Annotated in this window: 18 protein-coding genes and 1 tRNA gene; 12 read left to right on the top strand and 7 right to left on the bottom strand. The window is 63.8% G+C overall.

The genetic code is table 11. The features are described 5' to 3' along the window. Nucleotides 1-8 precede the first annotated feature (8 nt). Nucleotides 9-1,046 carry a 2-oxoacid:ferredoxin oxidoreductase subunit beta gene (locus tag IPQ13_01320; GenBank protein ID MBL0209546.1) on the top strand — a complete coding sequence of 346 codons (1,038 nt, stop codon included), beginning with the start codon at nt 9-11 and terminating at the stop codon, nt 1,044-1,046. Between the two features lie 64 nt (nt 1,047-1,110). Here the strand turns inward: IPQ13_01320 and IPQ13_01315 are convergent, their stop codons facing one another. Continuing rightward, nucleotides 1,111-1,593 (bottom strand): hypothetical protein, encoded by a 483-nt coding sequence (locus tag IPQ13_01315; GenBank protein MBL0209545.1) that lies wholly within the window; start codon nt 1,591-1,593, stop codon nt 1,111-1,113. Between the two features lie 98 nt (nt 1,594-1,691). On the opposite strand from IPQ13_01315, the gene IPQ13_01310 reads away from it, so the two are divergent. Then, a tRNA-Ala gene (locus IPQ13_01310) sits at nt 1,692-1,767 on the top strand. Nucleotides 1,768-2,014: 247 nt separating this feature from the next. Here IPQ13_01310 and IPQ13_01305 read toward each other — a convergent pair. Then, nucleotides 2,015-2,737 carry an alpha/beta hydrolase gene (locus tag IPQ13_01305; protein MBL0209544.1) on the bottom strand — a complete coding sequence of 241 codons (723 nt, stop codon included), beginning with the start codon at nt 2,735-2,737 and terminating at the stop codon, nt 2,015-2,017. Nucleotides 2,738-2,898: 161 nt separating this feature from the next. Here IPQ13_01305 and ruvA point away from each other — a divergent pair, with 161 nt between their 5' ends. Genes ruvA through IPQ13_01290 form a run of 3 tightly spaced genes read left to right on the top strand, consistent with a single transcriptional unit; the run spans nt 2,899 to nt 6,006 of the window. After that, nucleotides 2,899-3,489: a Holliday junction branch migration protein RuvA gene (gene ruvA, locus IPQ13_01300; GenBank protein MBL0209543.1), complete on the top strand. Its 591-nt coding sequence runs from the start codon at nt 2,899-2,901 to the stop codon at nt 3,487-3,489. Further along, the gene (locus IPQ13_01295) at nt 3,486-4,421 is read left to right on the top strand and encodes a D-glycerate dehydrogenase (GenBank protein MBL0209542.1); all 936 of its coding nucleotides are present in this window, start codon (nt 3,486-3,488) and stop codon (nt 4,419-4,421) included. Before ruvA ends, IPQ13_01295 begins: the two co-directional genes overlap by 4 nt. A gap of 43 nt (nt 4,422-4,464) precedes the next feature. Beyond that, on the top strand, nt 4,465-6,006 hold the full coding sequence (locus tag IPQ13_01290) for a tetratricopeptide repeat protein (protein MBL0209541.1): 1,542 nt from the start codon (nt 4,465-4,467) through the stop codon (nt 6,004-6,006). Between the two features lie 379 nt (nt 6,007-6,385). Here the strand turns inward: IPQ13_01290 and IPQ13_01285 are convergent, their stop codons facing one another. From IPQ13_01285 to IPQ13_01270, 4 genes are read right to left on the bottom strand one after another with little or no spacing between them, the layout of a single operon-like run. Next, nucleotides 6,386-7,066 carry a glycosyltransferase family 2 protein gene (locus IPQ13_01285; GenBank protein ID MBL0209540.1) on the bottom strand — a complete coding sequence of 227 codons (681 nt, stop codon included), beginning with the start codon at nt 7,064-7,066 and terminating at the stop codon, nt 6,386-6,388. Further along, nucleotides 7,063-8,904 (bottom strand): M61 family metallopeptidase, encoded by a 1,842-nt coding sequence (locus IPQ13_01280; GenBank protein ID MBL0209539.1) that lies wholly within the window; start codon nt 8,902-8,904, stop codon nt 7,063-7,065. The genes IPQ13_01285 and IPQ13_01280 overlap by 4 nt, the downstream gene beginning before the upstream one ends. A 53-nt stretch (nt 8,905-8,957) precedes the next feature. Then, nucleotides 8,958-9,635, bottom strand: coding sequence for a TetR/AcrR family transcriptional regulator (locus tag IPQ13_01275; GenBank protein MBL0209538.1), 678 nt, complete (start codon nt 9,633-9,635; stop codon nt 8,958-8,960). Between the two features lie 13 nt (nt 9,636-9,648). After that, nucleotides 9,649-10,305, bottom strand: coding sequence for a DUF2520 domain-containing protein (locus IPQ13_01270; GenBank protein MBL0209537.1), 657 nt, complete (start codon nt 10,303-10,305; stop codon nt 9,649-9,651). 31 nt (nt 10,306-10,336) lie between these two features. Between IPQ13_01270 and IPQ13_01265 the strand changes: the two genes are divergently transcribed. Together IPQ13_01265 and IPQ13_01260 are read left to right on the top strand one after the other, a co-directional pair. Next, entirely contained in the window at nt 10,337-11,038 is a 702-nt protein-coding gene (locus tag IPQ13_01265) for a hypothetical protein (GenBank protein ID MBL0209536.1), read from the top strand. Between the two features lie 55 nt (nt 11,039-11,093). Further along, on the top strand, nt 11,094-13,526 hold the full coding sequence (locus tag IPQ13_01260) for a PAS domain S-box protein (GenBank protein ID MBL0209535.1): 2,433 nt from the start codon (nt 11,094-11,096) through the stop codon (nt 13,524-13,526). A gap of 11 nt (nt 13,527-13,537) precedes the next feature. Here the strand turns inward: IPQ13_01260 and elbB are convergent, their stop codons facing one another. Beyond that, entirely contained in the window at nt 13,538-14,215 is a 678-nt protein-coding gene (elbB, locus tag IPQ13_01255; GenBank protein ID MBL0209534.1) for an isoprenoid biosynthesis glyoxalase ElbB, read from the bottom strand. 50 nt (nt 14,216-14,265) lie between these two features. On the opposite strand from elbB, the gene IPQ13_01250 reads away from it, so the two are divergent. The 5 genes from IPQ13_01250 (at nt 14,266) to IPQ13_01230 (ending at nt 19,475) form a co-directional block, all read left to right on the top strand. After that, nucleotides 14,266-15,432 carry a pyridoxal phosphate-dependent aminotransferase gene (locus tag IPQ13_01250; GenBank protein ID MBL0209533.1) on the top strand — a complete coding sequence of 389 codons (1,167 nt, stop codon included), beginning with the start codon at nt 14,266-14,268 and terminating at the stop codon, nt 15,430-15,432. 78 nt (nt 15,433-15,510) lie between these two features. Then, entirely contained in the window at nt 15,511-17,478 is a 1,968-nt protein-coding gene (locus tag IPQ13_01245) for a DUF4178 domain-containing protein (GenBank protein MBL0209532.1), read from the top strand. After that, complete coding sequence (locus tag IPQ13_01240; protein ID MBL0209531.1) at nt 17,478-17,657, top strand: hypothetical protein; 180 nt, start codon at nt 17,478-17,480, stop codon at nt 17,655-17,657. The genes IPQ13_01245 and IPQ13_01240 overlap by 1 nt, the downstream gene beginning before the upstream one ends. After that, a complete protein-coding gene (locus IPQ13_01235; GenBank protein ID MBL0209530.1) occupies nt 17,657-17,875 on the top strand; it encodes a DUF350 domain-containing protein in 219 nt (72 codons plus the stop codon). Before IPQ13_01240 ends, IPQ13_01235 begins: the two co-directional genes overlap by 1 nt. A 97-nt stretch (nt 17,876-17,972) precedes the next feature. Beyond that, nucleotides 17,973-19,475, top strand: a complete 1,503-nt coding sequence (locus tag IPQ13_01230) for a polyamine aminopropyltransferase (protein MBL0209529.1) — start codon at nt 17,973-17,975, stop codon at nt 19,473-19,475. The last annotated feature ends 37 nt before the right edge of the window (nt 19,476-19,512 follow it).

Genomic DNA, 19,512 nt, shown 5'->3' with positions numbered 1-19,512 from the left:
GAGTAGAGATGACCACCACCGCGCCTGCCGCTCCCACCAACAAGCTCGGCCTCACCAAACAGGACTACGTCGGCTCCAAGTCCACGCTCTGTGCCGGCTGCGGCCACGACAGCATCACGGCCCAGCTCATCAACGCCGCCTTCGAAATGAACATCGAGGCCCACAAGGTCGGCAAGTACTCCGGCATCGGCTGCTCGTCGAAGACCCCCGCCTACTTCTTCAACCAGGCCTGGGGCTTCAACAGCGTCCATGGCCGCATGCCCAGCATCGCCACGGGGGCCTGTGTCGCCAACCGGGAACTGGTCAACATCGGAGTCTCCGGCGACGGAGATTCCATGTCCATCGGCATCGGCCAGCTGGTACACATGATCCGCCGCAACGTGCCCATGATCTACATCATCGAGGACAACGGCGTCTACGGCCTCACCAAAGGCCAGTTCTCAGCCACCGCCGACCTGGGCTCGGTGCTCAAGCACGGCACCGTGAACGAGCTGGCCCCCATCGATCCGTGCACCCTGGCTCTGGAGCTGGGTTGCGGCTTCGTCGCGCGTTCCTTCAGCGGAGACCCCAAGCAGCTGAACACCATCCTCAAGGCTGCCATGGCCCACAACGGCACCTGCATTATCGACGTCATCAGCCCCTGCGTGACCTTCAATAACCACGACAGCTCCACCAAGTCCTACAAGAACGCCAAGGACCATGATTTCCCGCTCCACGAGCTGGGGTTCGTGCAGTTCAACGAACTGGAGCAGGTGGAGATCCCCGCTGGCGAAAGCAAGGTCGTGACCTTCCCCGATGGCTCCCGGGTGTCCTTCCGCGCCCTGCGCGAAGACTACGATCCCACGGACCGCTTCGGCGCCATGAAAGTGCTGCATGAAGGTGTGGAGAAGGGCGAGTTCCTCACGGGACTCCTCTACGTCAATACCCAGAAACCGACCATCCACGACATCACGCACATCGCCGACATGCCGTTGGTCCACCTCGGCCAGGCCGCGCTGAAACCCGGTAAGGACGTCCTGGCCCAGTGCATGGATGCGCTGATGTGATTTTCCCATCGGCCAAAAAGAAAACCGCCTCTTCGGGCGGTTTTTTTTGGGGGGGTCGGCAAACTTATCGCGTGGAGCCCTCCCTGCGGACGGCCACCCGAAAGCGGGACCAACCGGTTGCCATCTGCAGCTGCAGCGCCGGATTTTCCGGCGGTGGCCTGAAATTGTTGTAGAAGACCGCTGGAACCGAGGGTGGATGCGGCTGGGCCGGATCCTGGCTCATGAATTCCGCGAGCATCTGGACATTGGTTCTGAAAGCGTGCCCCACCTCGAAAGCGGCCTGGAGCACAGGAACCGTCCTGGTCTTGAACTCCTGCAAACGAAGTTGGCGATCCCGTTCCGACGATTCCACCACTTCGACCGTCGCGGAAGGCACCTTGGAACGCCCTTTCAACGGCTGCGTTCCCTGCTCGTCCCATGGCCGCCAGCCAGGCCCATCCAGAACCAACACCACCATGCGGGATATTTCGAAGGGGTGGGCCTTTGGCACATCCTGGTCCTGCCCGGGGACCGGCATCAACAGGGGGAAAACCGCCAGGAAGACCATCGGGGCAAGTGTCGGTTCCAGCCGCCACCCAGTCAACGCCAGCGGCTGCGAATCCGCACTTGGAGCCTCGCCGGGCTTCCGATAGACTGGTTCTTCCCGGGCCCGTAGCTCAGCTGGGAGAGCGCCTCGTTCGCAATGAGGAGGTCGTCAGTTCGATCCTGATCGGGTCCACCAAGGTTAGTTATTCCGGCCGTCCTCGACGGCCGTTTTCATTGAGGGGACGACCTCACCAATTTTTCAAGTCGGTCGTCATCCCGCTCAACAAGGCCGCTTTGTGCGGCCTCGTTGCCGCCGATGCTCGCTGCGCTGCGCTCGCCGTCGCGTGAGCCTCGATCCTGATCGGGTCCACCAAACTTTTACTTTTCGGCGGTCCTTGGGCCGCCGTTTTCATTTGGTTGGACGACCTCGCCGACCATTAGTGTCAGTCGTCATCCCGCTCAACAAGGCTGCTTTTTGCGGCCTCGTTGCCGCCGGTGCTCGCTGCGCTGCGCCCGCCGTCGCGTGAGCCTCCATCCTGATCGGGTCTACGGATATCGCCTGTCCGGGCGGCTTCCAGGATGTCCTCCAACACGCTCCGGGAGTTCATGATGAAGGTATGGATCATGGGGACTTCGATGATGGATTGGCCTTCATAGAGCGGCGTTTCGGACACGGCGAGGATGCCGTCGTTGGGTTCCAAGCCGAAGGGGCTATGCCTGCCCCTGGGGCCTTTGTTGCCCGCGTAGACCCTTGTGGGAATCGTAGGGATTGGCAACGAATCCATGAATGAAGGATCGCCCAGGAATTGGCCCATTTCGCCATTGAACGCACGGTAGATGGCCGAGCTTCGGAAGGCCTTCGCCGCACGGCTGGCCTTGCTGGGCGGCGCGAGGAAGAAGCAGGCGCTCGGCGCGGCTCCCCGCAGTTCCGCCAGGGCGGAGCGGATCAGCACGCACCCTAATGAATGCCCGACGAGGACACAGGTGTCCTTCACGCTGCGTTTTTCGATGAATTCCGCAAGCCGCTTCACGGTGGCGTCAAAGGTATTGAAGGTGGCCGAATAGGAGAACAGGGACACCTTCACCCCTCGGCGGCGAAGCCTCGCCGCCAGCCACATCTGGGATACCGCCGTGCGGCCCATGCCATGCACCAGGATGGCCCTCAAAGGATGCTCCCCACGCCCACACCTGCGCTGAGAAACCCGCATTCCCTATTCACATTCAAGAAACTATCCCCCCCAATGTCTCTCGGCAATCCAATCCCTTCCTTGCAGGGTGTGCGACCAGGGTCGCACGTTCCGGGGCAGCCCCGCGCTACTCTATCCCCATGATCGGACGACTGCGGGGTGAATTGATCCAGAAGCTGCCCAACCAGGCGCTCATCGAATGCGCCGGAGTGGGCTATTCCGCGGCCATCAGCCTGGGCACCTACGGCCTGCTGCCGGAGGTGGGGCACGAGGCCACGCTGTGGATCGAAACGCTGCTGCGGGAGAACGAGCTGTCCCTGCTGGGTTTCTATTCTCTCTCCGAACGGGATCTCTACCGGATGCTCGTCAAGGTGGATGGTGTGGGGCCCAAGCTCGCTCTGGCCGCCCTGGGTGCGCTGCCCATGGGCGAATTGATCCAGGCCATCCGCACCCGCGAAGTGAAGCTACTGGTGCGCATTCCCGGCGTCGGCAAGAAGACCGCCGAGAAGCTCTGCTTCGAGCTCAGCGAAAAAATGGGCGGCCTTTCGGGCCTCGATGGATTGGGCGGCGCGTCTGCGCCGGGCGACGCCTGGGAATCGGACCTGCGCTCCGCGCTGACGAATCTGGGTTTCAAAGAGGACGCGGTGATGCCTTCCATCATTGAATTGCGGGCCACCCGGCCGCCCTTGCCGGAAGCCATCCGCCTGGCGCTGCGGGCGCTCCAGCGATGAGCATCCGGATCCTTTCCACCTCGCCGTTGGTGGGAAGCGCGCTTCAAGAACTGGGCAAGGCGTTTCCCGAACTGCTCGTCGCGCCTTACCGCTCACCCAACTGGAATGCGGCCCTGCGGTCGGCGGAAGCCATCGTGGTGCTGCTCTCCGAGCCCGTCACGGAATCCGACATCCAGGCGGCGCCCCGCCTCAAGGCCATCGGAACCTATTCTGTAGGCGTGAACCATCTGCCCGTTTCACTGTGCGGAGCCAGGGGCATCACCCTCGTCAACACGCCAGGCGTGTTGACGGACGCAACCGCCGACGTCGCCCTGGCGCTGCTGCTTTCGGTGACCCGGAGGATCGCGGAAGGAGAGGCCCTGGTGCGCTCCGGGACATGGGGCGGCTGGGCGCCGGACCAGCTCCTGGGCTGCGGCCTCGCAGGCAAGTCCTGTGGAATCCTGGGCTCGGGGCCCATCGGGAAGGCCTTTGCCAAGCGGGTCTGGGCCCTGGGGATGCAGCCGCTGTTCTGGGACAGGGAAGGCTGCGGAGGATCCGTGGACTTCGGGCCTGAAACCGCGCCACGATTGGCGTTGCAGGAACTGTTGCCGCGGTGCGCGGTGCTGTCCCTCCATTGCCCGTTGACGGATGCCACCCAGGGCCTCCTGGACAGGGATGCGCTGATGATGCTCCCCGGAGGAGCCGTGCTCATCAACACGGCCCGCGGCGGGATTCTGGATGAAGCGGCCGCTATCGAGCTGTTGGAGTCGGGCCACCTGGGAGGCGCCGGTCTCGATGTCTATGCGGGTGAGCCGCATCTCGACCCGAACTGGAGAACAGCTCCCCGGACAGTGCTTCTGCCGCATCTGGGCTCGGCCACGGTGGAAACCCGAAGCGCCATGTCGGAGCTGCTCTGTGATGGACTGGCCGGGGTGTTTCGCGCGTTAGGTTGACACCCTGCGGTGCTAACCTATGGCAGCACCTACGAGGTATCCCATGGCGCGTCCCTGGCTCCGTCTGCTCGATCCTGATCTCTTCGCCTTCAGATCCTCTCTCGGCCCGGATGCCACGTCGAGGCTGCGCTACGCGAAGGCCCTCAATTCCCGGAGCCTGCATGTCGAAGCCGCCGAAGTGCTGGATGGGATTTTGGCGGAGGAGCGGGCCCATGAAGAGGCTTGGTTCGAGCGGATCTTGTGCGAGGGCGACCACACGACCGCCGAGGACCTGCGGCGGCTCTCCATCGAATTGGAAGCGGTTCGCGACGAGCACCCGGGAGAAGCCACCCACCTCCGCAACCTCGCTTTCCTGAGAATCATCGAGAACCGTCTGGACGAGGCCGAGTCCCTTATTGAAAAAGCGCTCGCCAAGGACGACCAGGATCCCAAGACGTTTGAATTGACCGGCCTCCTGGCCCTCCACCGGGACCACCCGGAAGCCGCCAAAGGGGCGCTTCTGAAGGCCCTGAGCCTTCAACCCAGGAATCCCGTGACCCTGCGCATGCTGGGGATCATCTGCCAGCAGATGGGGGACCATGCGGCCGCGGAAACCCAAGTGCTCGCCGCGCTGGAACTCGACCCCAACTACTACTGGGGCTGGCATACCTTGGGTGAATTCCTCCTGCAGCGCGGCGAAAGCCAGGAAGGCATGCGCTGCATCCACCGCGCCCGGAGCCTGAACATCACCGAACCCAGCAGCTATTTCATGGTGGCCGAAATCTTCGGCGAACAAGGCCAGCTCGACATGGCCCAGGCGGAACTCCACAAGCTGATCCTGCTGGCCCCGCCTGCCTCCACCTTCTCGGAAGCCCAGTCGTTCCTGGGCGAATTCAAGCGTGATCTGGGCGATCGCGATGGCGCCATCTCCTACTTCACCATGGCCGCGGACACGGACCCTCAAGCCGCCAATCCCTGGGCTGCCCTGGGTGAAATGGCGCGCGAGGACGAACGCTGGGAGGATGCGCTGCGCTGCTACCAGGAGGCCTTGGCAAGGGATCCCGAGGCCGCGGAGCTGCAGGTCCAGCTCGGCTACACGCTCCTGGAAACGGGCACCGTGAAGGAAGCCGAGCATACCTTCTGCAAAGCCCTGGAATCCGATCCCAGCGAATACAGCGCCTACCTGGGGCTCTCGGAATGCGCCCGCAAGGCCCAGCGCCCGGAAGACCAGTTGCGGATGGTGAAGGAAGCCATGACCCTGGCGCCGGATGATCCGGATGTATGGAATGCCTACGCGGTGGCGCTTGAAGTGGCCCACAAACTCCCGGAAGCGACCCAGGCCTACAACAAGGCCCTGAGCCTGGATCCGCACCACCGCAAGGCTGCGAACAACCTGGGATTCCTGCTGGAGAAACGCGTGTCCCTGGGCGAGGAAGGCTTGAAGGAACAGACCATCAATGCCTGGAAACGCCGCCTGCTCATCTGCCGCGATGAAGGCCAGAGCATGCGCATGGCCACCGAGCACCTGACAAAATTGGGCATCTCGGATGAGACCCTGGATGCCTGGATCCTGAAAGGCGAAGTGCCCACCACCATCGGTGGATGATCCGACGGCGCCGCCAGAACACCATGGCCTTTCCGCACACGGACTGCCGGAAGATGTTGGAACCCCTTTTCGCTTGACGGGAGGCCGATTCGCCCAGCGAAAAACCCCGGACAAGGGCAATGGGCGCGGCTTTACACGTACTAAAAGACCTTTGGTGGCCTTTCCGCATGTTTTGTGGAAAACACTGCGGATTGACCCTGCCCGGAGGCCCTAAATCCCTATCTTCCATGAACTTCTGTACCCTGCCCTGAATCATCAACAATGAATCAAATTGTTTTATAACAGTGTTTACATAACCACAGAAAAATGCCATTCCGGTTCGGACCAACCCATTAGTTTTCCGCAGTTTTCGTTTTCTTTCGTGTTGACAGACCCGGAGTCAACACTGGAGGGAAAACCAGGCGATCAGCCAGGTGTCCATCACTCCGCGGAAATGGCTTCCGCCGCAATCGTGGTAGATGGCGCGGATGGGGATGTGGGCCCACTGCAGCTTCCAATCGGCCGCCTTCATGGCGATTTCCATCTCGATGGCGAAGCCCGTGCTGCGGAGATCCAGGCGATCCAGCACCTTCTTGCGGATCATGCGGAATCCGCTCTGGCTGTCCTCCCATTTCACCCCGGCGATCCTGCCCAGGGTCCAGGAGCCCAGCGCATTCGTCTTCCATCGTTTCCCCGGGATCCTGCCGCGGTCCCTGAAGCGGCTGCCGATGAGGAAATCCGCCTCGGGGTGCGCAGCCAGGTGATCGAGGAATCCCGCAAGATCCGCCGGATCATGCTGTCCGTCCCCGTCGATAAACAGGTAGTAGTCGAAATCGCCCCCGCGCAGATGGGCGATGCCCGCGCGCAGCACCTGGCCCTTTCCGCCGCCCACGCCGGCCGGAAGATGCAGGATCTCGGCCCCCGCAGCTGCGGCGATCGCAGCGGTGCCGTCTCCCGAGGCATCATCCACCACCAGGATCCGTTGAAGGCCGTAGGGGAGGAGTCCGGCCACCACTCCGCCGATATGCTCCGCCTCGTCGTGGGCCGCGATGATCGCCGCGATGCGCGGTGCGGCGCTCAAGGTTTCCCGCTTCTCGGTTTCAACGCCGGTTGCAGTTGAGCTGGAAAAGCCTGGCCGGTCCACTTGGTGAACATCGCCTTCTGCGCTTCACTGGCCTTGGGGTCAGGAAGGATCCGGAATGCGCGCCTGGGATTTTCGATCACAGGCACCGCGATGGTCTTCACGCGGCCGCGGTCTGCCACGGTGAATTCGGCTTTGCCGCCCACAGGGACATCGGCGATGCGCTGCTGGACTTCCGTGCCCGAGGCCGTGCGCCAGCCGTCCACGGCCAGGATCTCCTGTCCGTAACTGAGGCCCGATTCGAAGGCAGGCGAGCCCGGAATCACATTCTTGATGGTGGCAGCATCCGGGGCGCTTCCGAATTCGAGTCCCACGAATCCTTTGGCGAAGCGGGCGAGCGACGCGTCCTTCAGGTCTTCAGGCGGCAGCGACTCCCAGGGCGCCCGGGCCTCGAACTTCAGGCCGTAAGCCGCCTCGATGGCCGCCGGATCCAAGGGCCCGCTATGGCGGATGTGCGCGTTCCAGAAGGGCTCCGGATCGAGACCGGACAATTCCTGATAAGCCTTCCGGATATCCGCGTCGGTGAGCCCCTTTTCCCCGTGGCGCTGCCAGAGCAGGGCGAACAGATCTTCCATGCCCTTGGCGCCCTTGGATCCCAGGCGGATCTGCGCATCCATCATCAAGCCCACCAGGGCGCCCTCTTCGTAATAGTCCACGGTGCTGTTTGGGGTGAATTCCGTCGGCTTGTAGAAACGGATCCAGGCATCGAAGCTGGCCTCTTCCAGGCTCTGCTCCACCCGTCCCGGCCGTTCGCCGTTCTCGGTCCAACGCTTGGCCCATTCCTTGGACTCGGTGGACCATGGGATCACGCCCGCCTTCATTCCGATCAGGTCGTCCATGTAGTCGGTGATGCCTTCATGGAACCAGAGCAGTTTGGTGTAGTTCTCTCCTCGGTAATCGAAGGGGCCGAGCGCGGGATCATGCAGCCGCTTCACGTTCCACGCGTGGAAGAACTCATGGCTGATGAGGCCGAAGAGCCCCTCGTATCCCGCAGTCTTGCTGAACCGGAAGGGATCGCTCATGAGCGATGTGCAGTTCTTGTGCTCCAAGCCCCCGCGGGCCTTGGGGCTGAAGGTGAGAAGGAAGGTGTAGCGCTGGAACGGGAAGCCGCCAAAAATGGTGCCGGCCTGGGTGACGATCCGCTTCGCTCCATCCACGATCCTCGCTTCGTCCCCGTTGTGTTCGCCCGTGATGGCGAATTCGAACTTCGCGTTCAGCGCCCGGAAGGAATGAAGCCGGAAGGTCCCCAGCTCGAAGGGCGAATCCACCAGTTCTTCATAATTCGAGGCGCGGTGCGCGCCGTCCTTCAAAGGCAGGCTCGAAGCCACCTTCCAGGATTTCGGGAACCCCTCGAAACGGACTTCCAACGGCCGTTCCTGCCCATGCTCCAGGTACATGAAAGTGGCTGCGCCGACCAGCTGTGCATGGGCCGCGTCCACATGGTTGGTGCGCACCGAAAGCTCGTTGCAGAACACGCGGTAGCTGAGCGTCGCCTTCCCTTCCAGCGCGGGCAATTGCCATCGCTGTTTGTCCAGTTTCTCCGGGCGGTGGACCCTCCCCCAAGCATCCTTCAGCACCACGCGGTCGACGAACCGGGCGTAATCCCGCACCAGGTAGGAGCCCGGCGTCCAGGCCGGAAGCGCCGCCACGGCCCCCTTTCGCAGGGTTTCCCCGGGCAGTTCGAGGTCGACTTCCACTTCGTGCTGGGCGAGGTTGATGGGACGGACCACCACCCGGATCGGTTCACTGTTCCGCGCAGGTCCCTTGGCCATCGACATTCCTCCCCACAACATCAGGCCCAGCGCCAATCCCCACGCTTGAGTCGCCAATTTCACAAAACAGGCTCCAGGCCCCGCAGCCACCGGTCCACGGCCCAGGCGAGCTCCTTCTCGTCGATCACGTATTCGGGCCGCCGGAGCCCCTCTTCGATGAGCGCGCCGAAAATCGCCGTGAAGATGAGCACCTCTTTCCGGGCCTGCTCCAGGTTCACGCCAAAGACGGTGTGGATGTACAGGCCCAAGGGACTCAGAGCCTTTTCCACCAGAGGCATGAGGTCCCGGAAGCCGCTGTCGGGGCTCGGCACGGCGATGGACCGGAAGATGAAACCAGTGAATTCCGGAGTTTCGCGGAGCAGGTCCACGTAGCCTCTCGCCAATCGCAGCGCGGAGGCCTGGATGGCTTCGGCTCCAACCGGAACCGATTCCAGCAATGGCTTCACCAGGTTCAGCACGCGCTGCGCCACCACCGCCTGCGCCACCAGGCAGAGCTGCCGGAACAGCCCTTCCTTGCTGCCGAAGTGGTAGTACAGGGTGGGCTTCGAAACGCCGGCCTCCTCCGCCACTTCCCGCACCTGCACGCCATCGAAGCCACGCTTGGCGAAGTGGTCCAGGGCCACCAGCAGCAGCTTGGCCTTCAATTCGCCCTGGGAGCTCAACCGCTCCAGGGCGTCCCGGAACCGCACCCCGGGCGTGGAGACGCCAAGCGCCTCCGGACTGAAAACCGGCTGCATATCCGTGGTTCCGTTATTCAGGTTTGCGTTCATGGCTACATCCAAGATGCCCTAGTTTCAAAAATATTTCCCGCCAGACTTCGGGCAGCGCGGCCGCGTCCCGCGCGATGGTCTCCTCGTCCCCTCGCACGAAGGGTCCGGTGCGCCCCGCCGCTCCGTGACGTTCGATGTTGTGCCGGGTGGCCTCCACCAGGGGCATGAGGCCCCGGCCTGGAAGTTCGATTCCAGATGCCCGCAACAGCTCCGCGGCGCCCAGCCAGAGCGATGCTGAATGGGCCGACGTGAGCACCGCGGCCGCGTGGTACAACGCCTTGAACCGCGGATCCAGGGTGAAGGGCTCGAATCCCAATTCCTGGAAGGCTTCCACGAGAAATCCAGGGACTTCGCCCGTGAGCGCCAGCGGCGTGCCCCGCCAATCCGCGGCCTGGCCGTCGAAACTGGTCAGGGGATGGACGCAGGGCACGCCCTCGAGGTGGAGGCTGCCGGAGAGATGGGCGCAGCGTCCGGGAAAGCGGGCAGCCTGGGCCGGGATGGCATCGTCGGGCACGGCCAGGAGCACAAAGCCGTCCGGAGTCCCTTCCCTGGACAACAGCGGCACAGCGCTGCCCCAGGCCCCCGCCAGGGCCCGCCCCGCACGGCCCCGCCCAAGAATGCTGAACTCCGCTGCCATCAGAACAGTGTGCCAGCGCAGAATATTCTTTGTGAGCTGGCCCCTTCCCCCCGCCATCGAATGGCCCAAATTCCTGCGGCTCCTCCGCAATCCCGCGCCGCCCGTAGGTTGGCTCGAAGCCGCTTCGGAACTGGAAGATCTCCAGAAGCGCCCCCTGCTGCTGCGCTGGATCGCGCAGCACCCCAAGGCCCCGGCGCAATTGCGCGCCCGGCTGATGCCCCGCCTGCCCTGGCGGATCCTGGCGGCGGTGGCGGCGGATGCCTCGGCCCATCCCCAGGCCCGGAACTTCGCCACGGAGCGGCTGTTGAACCTCTGGCCCGGCCTCACCCTCGGCGAGCGGCGCGCGCTGGCGCCCATGGCGCCAAAACAGCTATGGCCCCTCGTCTGGAAAGTTCCGGATGGCAAGGTCATCCAGGCCTTCCTCCAGAACCCCAGGCTCCATGAGAGCGGCCTCCTGGCCCTTTTCCATGCGCCGCTCCAACCGGCGCAACTCTGGGCCTTGGAGAAATCCATCTGGAGGGAGCAGGAATCCATCGCGATCCGGATACTCCAGCTGATCGATGCCACGCTGCGCATGCCAGAGCCGCAGGTGGTGCTGGGCCATGCGGCGCACTGGATCAAGGTGCTGGAGCCCGAGGCGAGGCTCCTGGCTTCCACGGGGCTGCGCCACCCGGCCCTCCGGCGCATGGCCCGGGTCCATGTGGACGCGGCCATGGAGGAATCCGGCCTATAATCGAGCCACCCCATCCATTATCGAACATCCGGCCATCAAGCATCGAAAGGCGTCCATGGGAGGTTCTGGCATCAGCCCCGCGGAGCACGGAGGACCTGACCCGCTCCTGGAGGGCCGGCGCCTGCTGCTGGAACAACTTGCCCAGGGCCGTTCCAGCGCAGACCTTCTGGATTTTCTCTGCCGATGGGTGGAGTCCCGGGCCGGCCAGGCGATCTGCTCGGTGCTGGTGATCGGCGAGGATGGCCGGACCCTCCGTCACGGCGCAGGCCCCGGCCTGCCGGCCGGGTTCGTGCAGGCCCTCGATGGGAAGCCGGATGCAGGGATTTTCAGCGCGGCCGCCTTGGAAAATCGGACCGCGGTGGCGCAGGACATCGCCAAGGAGCCGCGCTGGGACGACTTCCGCGCCCTGGCTCTGGCCCATGCTTTGGCCGCGTGCGCCGCGATTCCCATCCAGGGTCCCGACGGAGCTGTGCTGGGCGTTTTCGCGCTCTACCACCGTGAACCCGGTCCTTTCGAATCCGCCGAAATGGCGCTTCTGGAGGCAGCCGCTGAGCTGGCCGCAGCGGTCCTGCGCATCCAGCAGGGAGACCAGTTCTTGCGCCAGAGGGAAGCCAGATATCGGCACCTCTTCGATGTGATCCCGGATCCGGTGTGGATTTTCGATCCCCGGACGCTCGGATTCGTCGAGGTGAACCAGGCCGCGGCGGACCTCTATGGTTGGACCAAGGATGAATTCCAGCGGAAATCCCTAGAAGATATCTGGACCCCGGAGACCAGACTCGAAGCAAGGGCGCGGTTGGCGGCCCTGGGCCCCGACGAGGTGCTCCGTGGGAAGTTCCAGCACCGGACCCGGGCCGGCGCGCTCATCGACGTGGAGGTCACTTCCCAGCCCATCGAACTGGGGGGCCGGGGTCTGAGATTCACGTTGGTGCGGGACATCACCGAATCCCGGCGCACGGAAGCCGCGCTGGAGGCCAGCGAAGCCCGCTATCGCGCCGTGGTGGAACAAGCCGGGGAGATGATCTTCTTCTTCGAGGTGACCACCAAACGCATCGTGGAAGCCAACGACGCCTTCCAGCTGACTCTCGGTTACGGCGCCGGAGATCTGGAAACCCTCACCTTGTACGACCTGGTGGAGGCCGACCGGGAATCCGTGGACCGGAACGTGGCCCATGTGGTGTCGGAGCAGTACTACCATGTGGGCCGCCGCCGCTACCGGCACAAGGACGGCCGGATCCGCGAAGTCGAAGTGAGCGCCAACCACCTGAAGGAGATCCACCAGGATCTGCTCTGCGCGGTGGCCCGCGACGTGACCGACCAGGTTCGCGCGGAAGCGGCCATGCGGCAGGCTCAGAAACTGGAAAGCCTCGGCCTCTTGGCCGGAGGAGTGGCCCACGATTTCAACAATATGCTCACGGCCATCCTCGGCAATTTGAACCTGGCCCAGATGAATCTCCCGAAGGCTTCGCCCAGCCTGGCGTATCTCGGCCATATCGAGGGCACCGTGCTGCGCGCCGCGGACCTGACCCGCCAGATGCTCACCTACAGCGGAAAGGGGCGGTTCCTCATCCAGGCGGTGGATCTGGGGCGATTGGTGGATGAAATGACCCACCTCCTCATGGCCTCCATTTCGAAAAAAGTGTTGCTGCACAGCCAGGTCCCCGAGGCCCTGCCGGCCCTGGAGGGCGACCCCGCCCAGATCCAGCAGATCGTGATGAACCTCGTCCTCAATGCCTCCGAGGCCATCGGGGACTCCGAAGGAACGATCGGAATCTCCGCCTGCGCATCGGATCTGGACGAAGCCTTCATCGCCAGCCACCTGCCCAGGCAGGCCGTGGACGCAGGCCCCCACGTCATCTTCGAGGTCTCGGATACCGGGATCGGGATGAGCCCGGAAACCATGTCACGGATCTTCGATCCATTCTTCACCACGAAGGTGTCCGGCCGGGGTCTCGGCTTATCGGCCATGCTCGGCATCCTGCGGAGCCACCACGCGGGCATCAACATCTATTCCGAGCTTGGCAAGGGCTCCACCTTCCGGATCTATTTTCCCGCCCACCAAGCCGTGGAAAAAACGCTCGAACCAGCCCCGCCTCCGGCGCGCCCGGCCTTTCCCCCCGGCACGGTGCTGGTCGTGGACGATGAATCCACCATCCGGGCCACGGCCGGCGCCATGCTTGAATCGCTCGGCTTCCAGGTCCTGGAGGCCGCGGATGGAATCCAGGCGGTGGAGATATACCAAGCCCAAGGAACCGACATCCTCCTCGTCCTCCTGGATCTCACCATGCCGCGCATGGATGGGAAGGCCACCTTCCAGGCCATCCAGGAATTGAATCCCTCCGCCAAGGTCATCCTGTCGAGCGGCTACAACCGGGAAGAAGCCCTCCACCCTTTCACAGGCGCAGACCCTGCCGGTTTCCTGAGGAAACCATACCAATACAAGGATTTGCTGACCGAACTCGCAAGAATCCTGCTCTCGCCGCCCTGAACATTTGAAACTCAGGCGCGTTTCAGCACCTCGGCCACCGCGCGCTCGATGCCCACGAAAACATCGGCAAGCCGAGCGTCGCCGAACATGTAGGCGGGTGTCGTGACGAGATTCAAAGCCTCGTCCACGACGACTTCACGGGCCGTGGCGCGGTCCTGGGGGGCGGCCCCGAGGGCCTTGAGCGCTGCCATGGTGCCCTTGTCGTTGCCGATGGTGAGCGCGGCGCTTTTGCCGCTGTTCTTCAAAATGAGCGCGACCAGGGCCGGCGCTATGCAGATGGCTCCGACCGGTTTTTTTGCGTCGAAGAAGGCCTTCACGAACTGGAGCACTTCAGGCTGCACGTCGGCGCCGATCCCATTGAACGCGAACCCGCAATGGTTTTTCGCGACCCCATAACCGCCGGGCATGATGAGCGCATCGAATTCCCCGGGATCGGCTTCCCTCAAAGGCAATATGGCGCCGCGGGCGATGCGGGCGGCCTCTTCCAGGATGTTCCTCCGCTGGCCTTCCACGGGCTGGCCGCTGAGGTGGTTCACGACATGGTGCTGGTCCTTGTCCAGTGCGAAGCATTGGACTTTCGCGCCGTGCTGGTCCAGGGCCAGCAGCGTGAGCACCGCTTCCCGGATTTCGGCGCCGTCCAGGTGCCCGCATCCCGCCAGCAGCACCGCAACATTCATAGCCCTGGCCATGGGAATCTCCGAGAATGGACCTCCATTATGCTCCCGTTATGCTAGGGCTGATGCGCATCTCCAACCGCCTGCCGCCTTCCTTGCTGCCCACGGCTTTTTCGAAGGCAGCAGAGGCCCGCCGCGGCTCGCCGGAATTCCTGGATCTCACGCTATCCAATCCCACCCGCTGCGGCTTCGATTTCGGGCTGGAGGAATGGAGGCATTCGCTGGCCTCGGACGAAGTGCTCGACCACAAGGCCGATCCCTGCGGCAGCCTTGACGCCCGGGCAGCCATCGCCTCCCATCACGGGCACGGCGTCTTGCCTGAAGACATTCTGCTGACGGCTTCCACCAGCGAGGCGTACTCCTGGCTCTTCAAGCTGCTTTGCGATCCAGGGGACCAGGTGCTGGTGCCCAGCCCGAGCTACCCGCTCTTCGAGCACCTGGCAGCCCTGGAAGGGATCAGCGCGGTGGATGTCCCAGCCTATCTCCATGAGCGCTGGTGCCTGGATGTCCCCGCGCTGGAGTCCGCCTGCGGCCCTCGCACCCGGGCCATCGTGGTGGTGAATCCCAACAATCCAACCGGCCAATTCCTTTCGTTGGACGAATGGCGCGCCCTCACAGAACTCTGCGCAAGGAAGGGCCTGGCCTTGCTGGTGGACGAGGTCTTCTCGGATTTCGCCCTGGAACCTGCGGCCGGTTCCCTGCGCACCGCCCTGTCGGACCCGGACCCGCCCTGCCCCGTGTTTGTGCTGTCCGGCCTCAGCAAGGTAGCCCTGCTGCCGCAAGTGAAACTGGGGTGGATCCTCTTGCGGGGAGAAGCAAAGACCAGCCTCGATCCTCTGGCCTTTCTTGCGGATCAATATCTTTCCGTATCGGCCTCGGCCCAGGCCGCCGCAGCGCCCGCGCTTCTGGAAGCGCCCTCAAGGCGGAAGGCGGTGCTCGGACGGGCCATCGAAAATTTGCACAGCCTCGATGACCAATTGCGGGCCCACCCGCACCTTTCCCGGCTTCCGGTGGAAGGCGGCTGGTCTGTGCTGCTGCGCCGGCCGGCCATCCACGGCGAAGATGACGTCGCCTGCGCATTGCGCCTTTTGGGCGAAACCTCCACCTTGGCGCATCCAGGTTCCTTCTTTGATATGTCCAGGGATGGATATCTGGTATTAAGTCTTCTCACTCCTTCCGGGATCTTTCGGGAAGGCCTGTCGCGCATCCTTCCCAGACTCCCTGTAGACTGAAACCCGACTCCCGAACCCATGGCCAACCAATCCTCCTGCCCAACCTGTGGCGCACCCTTGAGCTTCCGGCCTGGAACGATGGTGTCCGTGTGCTCGTCCTGCGGCTCGCTTTCGGCCCGCACGGACCGGGACCCCGAACTCATCGGCAAGATGGCCGCACTGGTGGACACAGGCTCGCCCCTGAAACTCGGAGTTGAGGGCCGCTATGCCGGACGGGCGTTCGCGCTGGCGGGCCGGGTGCAGATGTCGCACCCGCTGGGCGGCGTGTGGGACGAATGGTACATGGCCCTGGATGATGGGCGTTGGGGCTGGCTGGCCGAGGCCCAGGGCAAATTCCTGCTGACCTTTGAAGAGCCGCCGGGATCCGGAATCCCTGCCTATGACCAGCTCCAGGCCGGGGCGGTGCTGCGGCTGGGTGAAATCCCGTGGGTCGTGGGCGAGGCCAGTTTCGCGGCCTTCGCCTCGGCCGAAGGCGAAATCCCCTGGAAAGTGGTGCCAGGCGCCACCTACCGCTTCGCCGACCTCCAGGGCGCCCACGGCGCCTTCGCGACTCTGGACTATGGCGCGGGCGATGAGCCGCCGACGCTCTACGCAGGCCGGGAAGTGAGCCTCGATGACCTGGCGATCCGCCAGGGCGGCAGCGACCCCTACGCCGGTCCCCGGCTCCAGGCCAAGAACCTGCAGTGCCCCCAATGCGGCGGCGCCCTGAGGCTGCACAGCCCGGACCAGGCCCAGCGCGTGGGATGCCCCTATTGCGGTTCGCTGCTGGACGCGTCCGGCGGCAAGCTGGCCTTCCTGAAGTCCCTGAAGCAGCCGGATGCGCGGATGTTCATTCCGCTGGGCACCGATGGTGTGATCCGCGGCGTTCCCTACACCTGCATCGGCTACCTGCGCCGGTTCTGCAAGGTGGAGGGCGAAACCTATCCCTGGGGCGAATACCTGCTGCTGGACCGGAAGCACGGCTTCCATTGGCTCACCGAAAGCGACGGTCACTGGAGCCTGGTGGATTCCGTGAGCGCAGGCGATGTGCAAGGGCACTCCAATCCATCCTTCGTGGTTTTGAAAGGCCAGAGCTTCCGCCGCTACCAGGATGTGGATGCCAAAGTGGACGGCGTCTATGGCGAATTCTATTGGAAGGTGGAACGGGGCGAGACGGCCCACGTCTCCGAATACATCAGCCCGCCCATGAGCCTCGCGTCGGAAACTCAGCAACACAAAGGCGGCGGCGAAGAAATCAACTGGAGCCTGAGCACCTACATCGAGCCAAGCGAGATCTGGCACGCCTTCAGCCTTCCGGGAACCCCGCCCGCGCCGAAGGGCGTCGCGCCGCACATGCCCAACCCCTTGAAACCCCGCCTGCAGCAGATGACCCTTTGGATGGTGCTGGCCCTGGGCGCGCTGGTGGCGCTGGTGATGGTGATCTCCATCTCCCACCGGAACCGGAAAATTTTCACCCAGACCTACAATCTCATGGACCGCCTGCCGGCCCCGGACGCCACGCAGCCGTCGCTGCTCAACGGCCAGAGGCCTTCCTCCCCGGGGACAGCCTCCGACCAGGCGGAACAGGTCTTCTTTTCAGGTCCCATCGAGATCGGCAAGAGCGGCCAGAACCTGCAAGTGAAACTCGATGCGCCCGTCGAGAATGCCTGGCTCGGGGTGGAAGGCGCGCTGGTGAGCGAGCAGACCGGCGAAGCAGAACTGTTCGAGCTCACCTCCAGCTACTACCACGGCACGGACGGCGGCGAATCCTGGTCCGAGGGCGGCCGCACCGAGACGGTGTTCCTGAGCGGCCTGAAACCCGGCCCCTACATGCTGCGCCTCGCCCCGGTCTGGGAAGGCCCGCGGCCCCCTGTGCAGGGCTTCAGGGTGGAAATCAGGTCCGGCGTCGTGCGCTGGCTCTACGTGGTGCTCGCCTTCTTCGCCATCATCCTGTTTCCGCTGCTGATGCTCCTGCGGGTCATGGCCTTCGAGGGCCGCCGCTGGGCGGAAAGCATGTACGGCAACACGGCTGCTTCTTCGAGCGATTCCTCATCGGGAGACGACTGATGCGCACCCTTTACGCACTGGCACTGTTGGGCGGCTTCGGCCTGGTTACCGCCAATGGATTTTTAGGCATGGAGCTTTTCGGCGCGCGCAAACGGATTGTGCTTCCGCCGGACGTCCGCCAGACGCCCGGCGCCTACCGCACTTTTCTGCATAACAACGGATTTCACGGAGGCAAGTGATGGAACCCTACAATCTCCTGACCCACCTCAAGACCGCCGGCATTTTCGCGCTGATGGGGCTGCTCATCATGGGCCTCGTATGGCTGCTGCTCGTCAAGATCCTGCCCTTCTCCATGCGCAAGGAAATGGAGGAAGACCAGAATGTCGCCTTGGGCATCGTGCTGGGGAGCCTCATCCTGGGAATCTCCATCATCATCGCGGCGGCCATTCATGGCTGATGCCAAGGCCGCGTCCGGAGCCAAGCCGGGGACGGCGGACGGAGCGGCTGACAGGGGGGACGCGGGGAGCCAGGGGACCGGGCCCGCGGCACCGCAATTGAAGGTCCCTCTGCTGTTCCTCACGGTCTTCGTCATCGCCAGCTGCGGCCTCATCTACGAGTTGGTGGCCGGCACCCTGGCGAGCTACCTGCTGGGTGATTCCGTCATGCAGTTCTCGACGGTCATCGGCGTGTATTTAAGCGCCATGGGGCTGGGTTCCTACCTGTCCCGCCACCTGCACAAGGGGCTGGCGCAGCGCTTCGTCGATCTGGAGCTGGCTGTGGCGCTGGTGGGCGGATTTTCGGCGCCCATCCTTTTCCAGGCCTTCGCCCATACCCACGCCTTCAGGCCCCTGCTCTACGGATTGGTGGCGGCCATCGGCACCCTCGTAGGCCTGGAAATCCCCCTTCTGATGCGGATCCTGAAACCACAGGTGGCCTTCAAGGATCTCATCGCCCAGGTGCTGACCCTCGACTACATCGGCGCGTTGGCCGCCAGCATCCTGTTTCCCCTGCTGCTCATGCCGAAGCTCGGCCTCGTGCGGACCTGCCTGTTTTTCGGGATGTTGAACGCCTTGGTGGGCTGGTGGTCCACGCATCTGCTGAAACCGCTGCTCGGCAACCGCCAGATGCTGCGCATCCGCTGCGTGGCGGTGATCCTCCTCCTGGGCGCCGGCCTCGTCTTCGCGCAGCGGTTCACACTGATGGTGGAAGAGGAGATCTACGCCGACGAGATCGTCTATGCCAAGGACACAGCCTACCAGCGCATCGTCATCACCCACGGCCGGGGCAGTTTCCAGCTCTTCCTGAATGGCGGACTGCAATTTTCGAGCGCCGACGAATACCGGTACCACGAAGCCCTGGTCCATCCCGCATTCTCGCTCAAGCCCGGCGCCAAACGGATCCTCGTCTGCGGCGGCGGCGATGGCCTCGCGGTGCGGGAAATCCTGAAGCATTCCGGAGTCGAGAAAGTCACCCTGGTGGATCTCGATCCCGCCATGACCACGCTGGCGGCGCAGATGCCGTTGATGCGGGAGCTGAACAAAGGCGCGCTCCTGGACCGCCGGGTGGAAGTGGTCAACCAGGACGCCATGGTCTGGCTCAACGAGCAACGGCAGCTCGAACCCTACGACCTGGCTTTCATCGATTTTCCGGATCCGCACACCTACAGCGTCGGAAAGCTCTACACCACGCGCTACTACAAGCTGCTCCGCAAGGCCTTGGCGCCCGATGGGATCGCGGCCATCCAGAGCACCTCGCCCCTGATGGCCCGGAAATCGTTCTGGTGCATCAACGCCACGGTGGAGGCCGCGGGCTTCCAGACGCGTCCCTACAATCTGCCGGTCCCTTCCTTCGGTGTCTGGGGGTTCGTGTTGGCTTCGCCGGCGCCCTTCGACATGCCGAGGACGACCCTGCCGGACCTGCGCTACCTCACCGATGGAACGTTGGCCGCCATGTTCGCCTTCCCCCACGACATGGACCGCCTTCCCACGGAAATCAACCGCCTGGACAACCAGGTGCTGGTGCATCTCTACGCGACCGAGTGGAAACGATGGTCCTGACCGATGGGCTTCGAAGTTCCCCGCCCCGCCCTCCGGC

It is taken from the genome of Holophagaceae bacterium, from assembly GCA_016720465.1.
In the GTDB taxonomy this organism is placed as follows: domain Bacteria; phylum Acidobacteriota; class Holophagae; order Holophagales; family Holophagaceae; genus JANXPB01.
This window is presented reverse-complemented; position numbering and strand designations above follow the sequence as displayed.

Coding starts and splice junctions, on each gene's coding strand:
- IPQ13_01320 (MBL0209546.1), top strand. CDS start 9: ATGACCACCACCGCGCCTGCCGCTCCCACCAACAAGCTCGGCCTCACC.
- IPQ13_01315 (MBL0209545.1), bottom strand. CDS start 1,593: ATGGTCTTCCTGGCGGTTTTCCCCCTGTTGATGCCGGTCCCCGGGCAG.
- ruvA (MBL0209543.1), top strand. CDS start 2,899: ATGATCGGACGACTGCGGGGTGAATTGATCCAGAAGCTGCCCAACCAG.
- IPQ13_01295 (MBL0209542.1), top strand. CDS start 3,486: ATGAGCATCCGGATCCTTTCCACCTCGCCGTTGGTGGGAAGCGCGCTT.
- IPQ13_01290 (MBL0209541.1), top strand. CDS start 4,465: ATGGCGCGTCCCTGGCTCCGTCTGCTCGATCCTGATCTCTTCGCCTTC.
- IPQ13_01280 (MBL0209539.1), bottom strand. CDS start 8,904: ATGTCGATGGCCAAGGGACCTGCGCGGAACAGTGAACCGATCCGGGTG.
- IPQ13_01275 (MBL0209538.1), bottom strand. CDS start 9,635: ATGCAGCCGGTTTTCAGTCCGGAGGCGCTTGGCGTCTCCACGCCCGGG.
- IPQ13_01270 (MBL0209537.1), bottom strand. CDS start 10,305: ATGGCAGCGGAGTTCAGCATTCTTGGGCGGGGCCGTGCGGGGCGGGCC.
- IPQ13_01260 (MBL0209535.1), top strand. CDS start 11,094: ATGGGAGGTTCTGGCATCAGCCCCGCGGAGCACGGAGGACCTGACCCG.
- elbB (MBL0209534.1), bottom strand. CDS start 14,215: ATGGCCAGGGCTATGAATGTTGCGGTGCTGCTGGCGGGATGCGGGCAC.
- IPQ13_01250 (MBL0209533.1), top strand. CDS start 14,266: ATGCGCATCTCCAACCGCCTGCCGCCTTCCTTGCTGCCCACGGCTTTT.
- IPQ13_01245 (MBL0209532.1), top strand. CDS start 15,511: ATGGTGTCCGTGTGCTCGTCCTGCGGCTCGCTTTCGGCCCGCACGGAC.
- IPQ13_01240 (MBL0209531.1), top strand. CDS start 17,478: ATGCGCACCCTTTACGCACTGGCACTGTTGGGCGGCTTCGGCCTGGTT.
- IPQ13_01235 (MBL0209530.1), top strand. CDS start 17,657: ATGGAACCCTACAATCTCCTGACCCACCTCAAGACCGCCGGCATTTTC.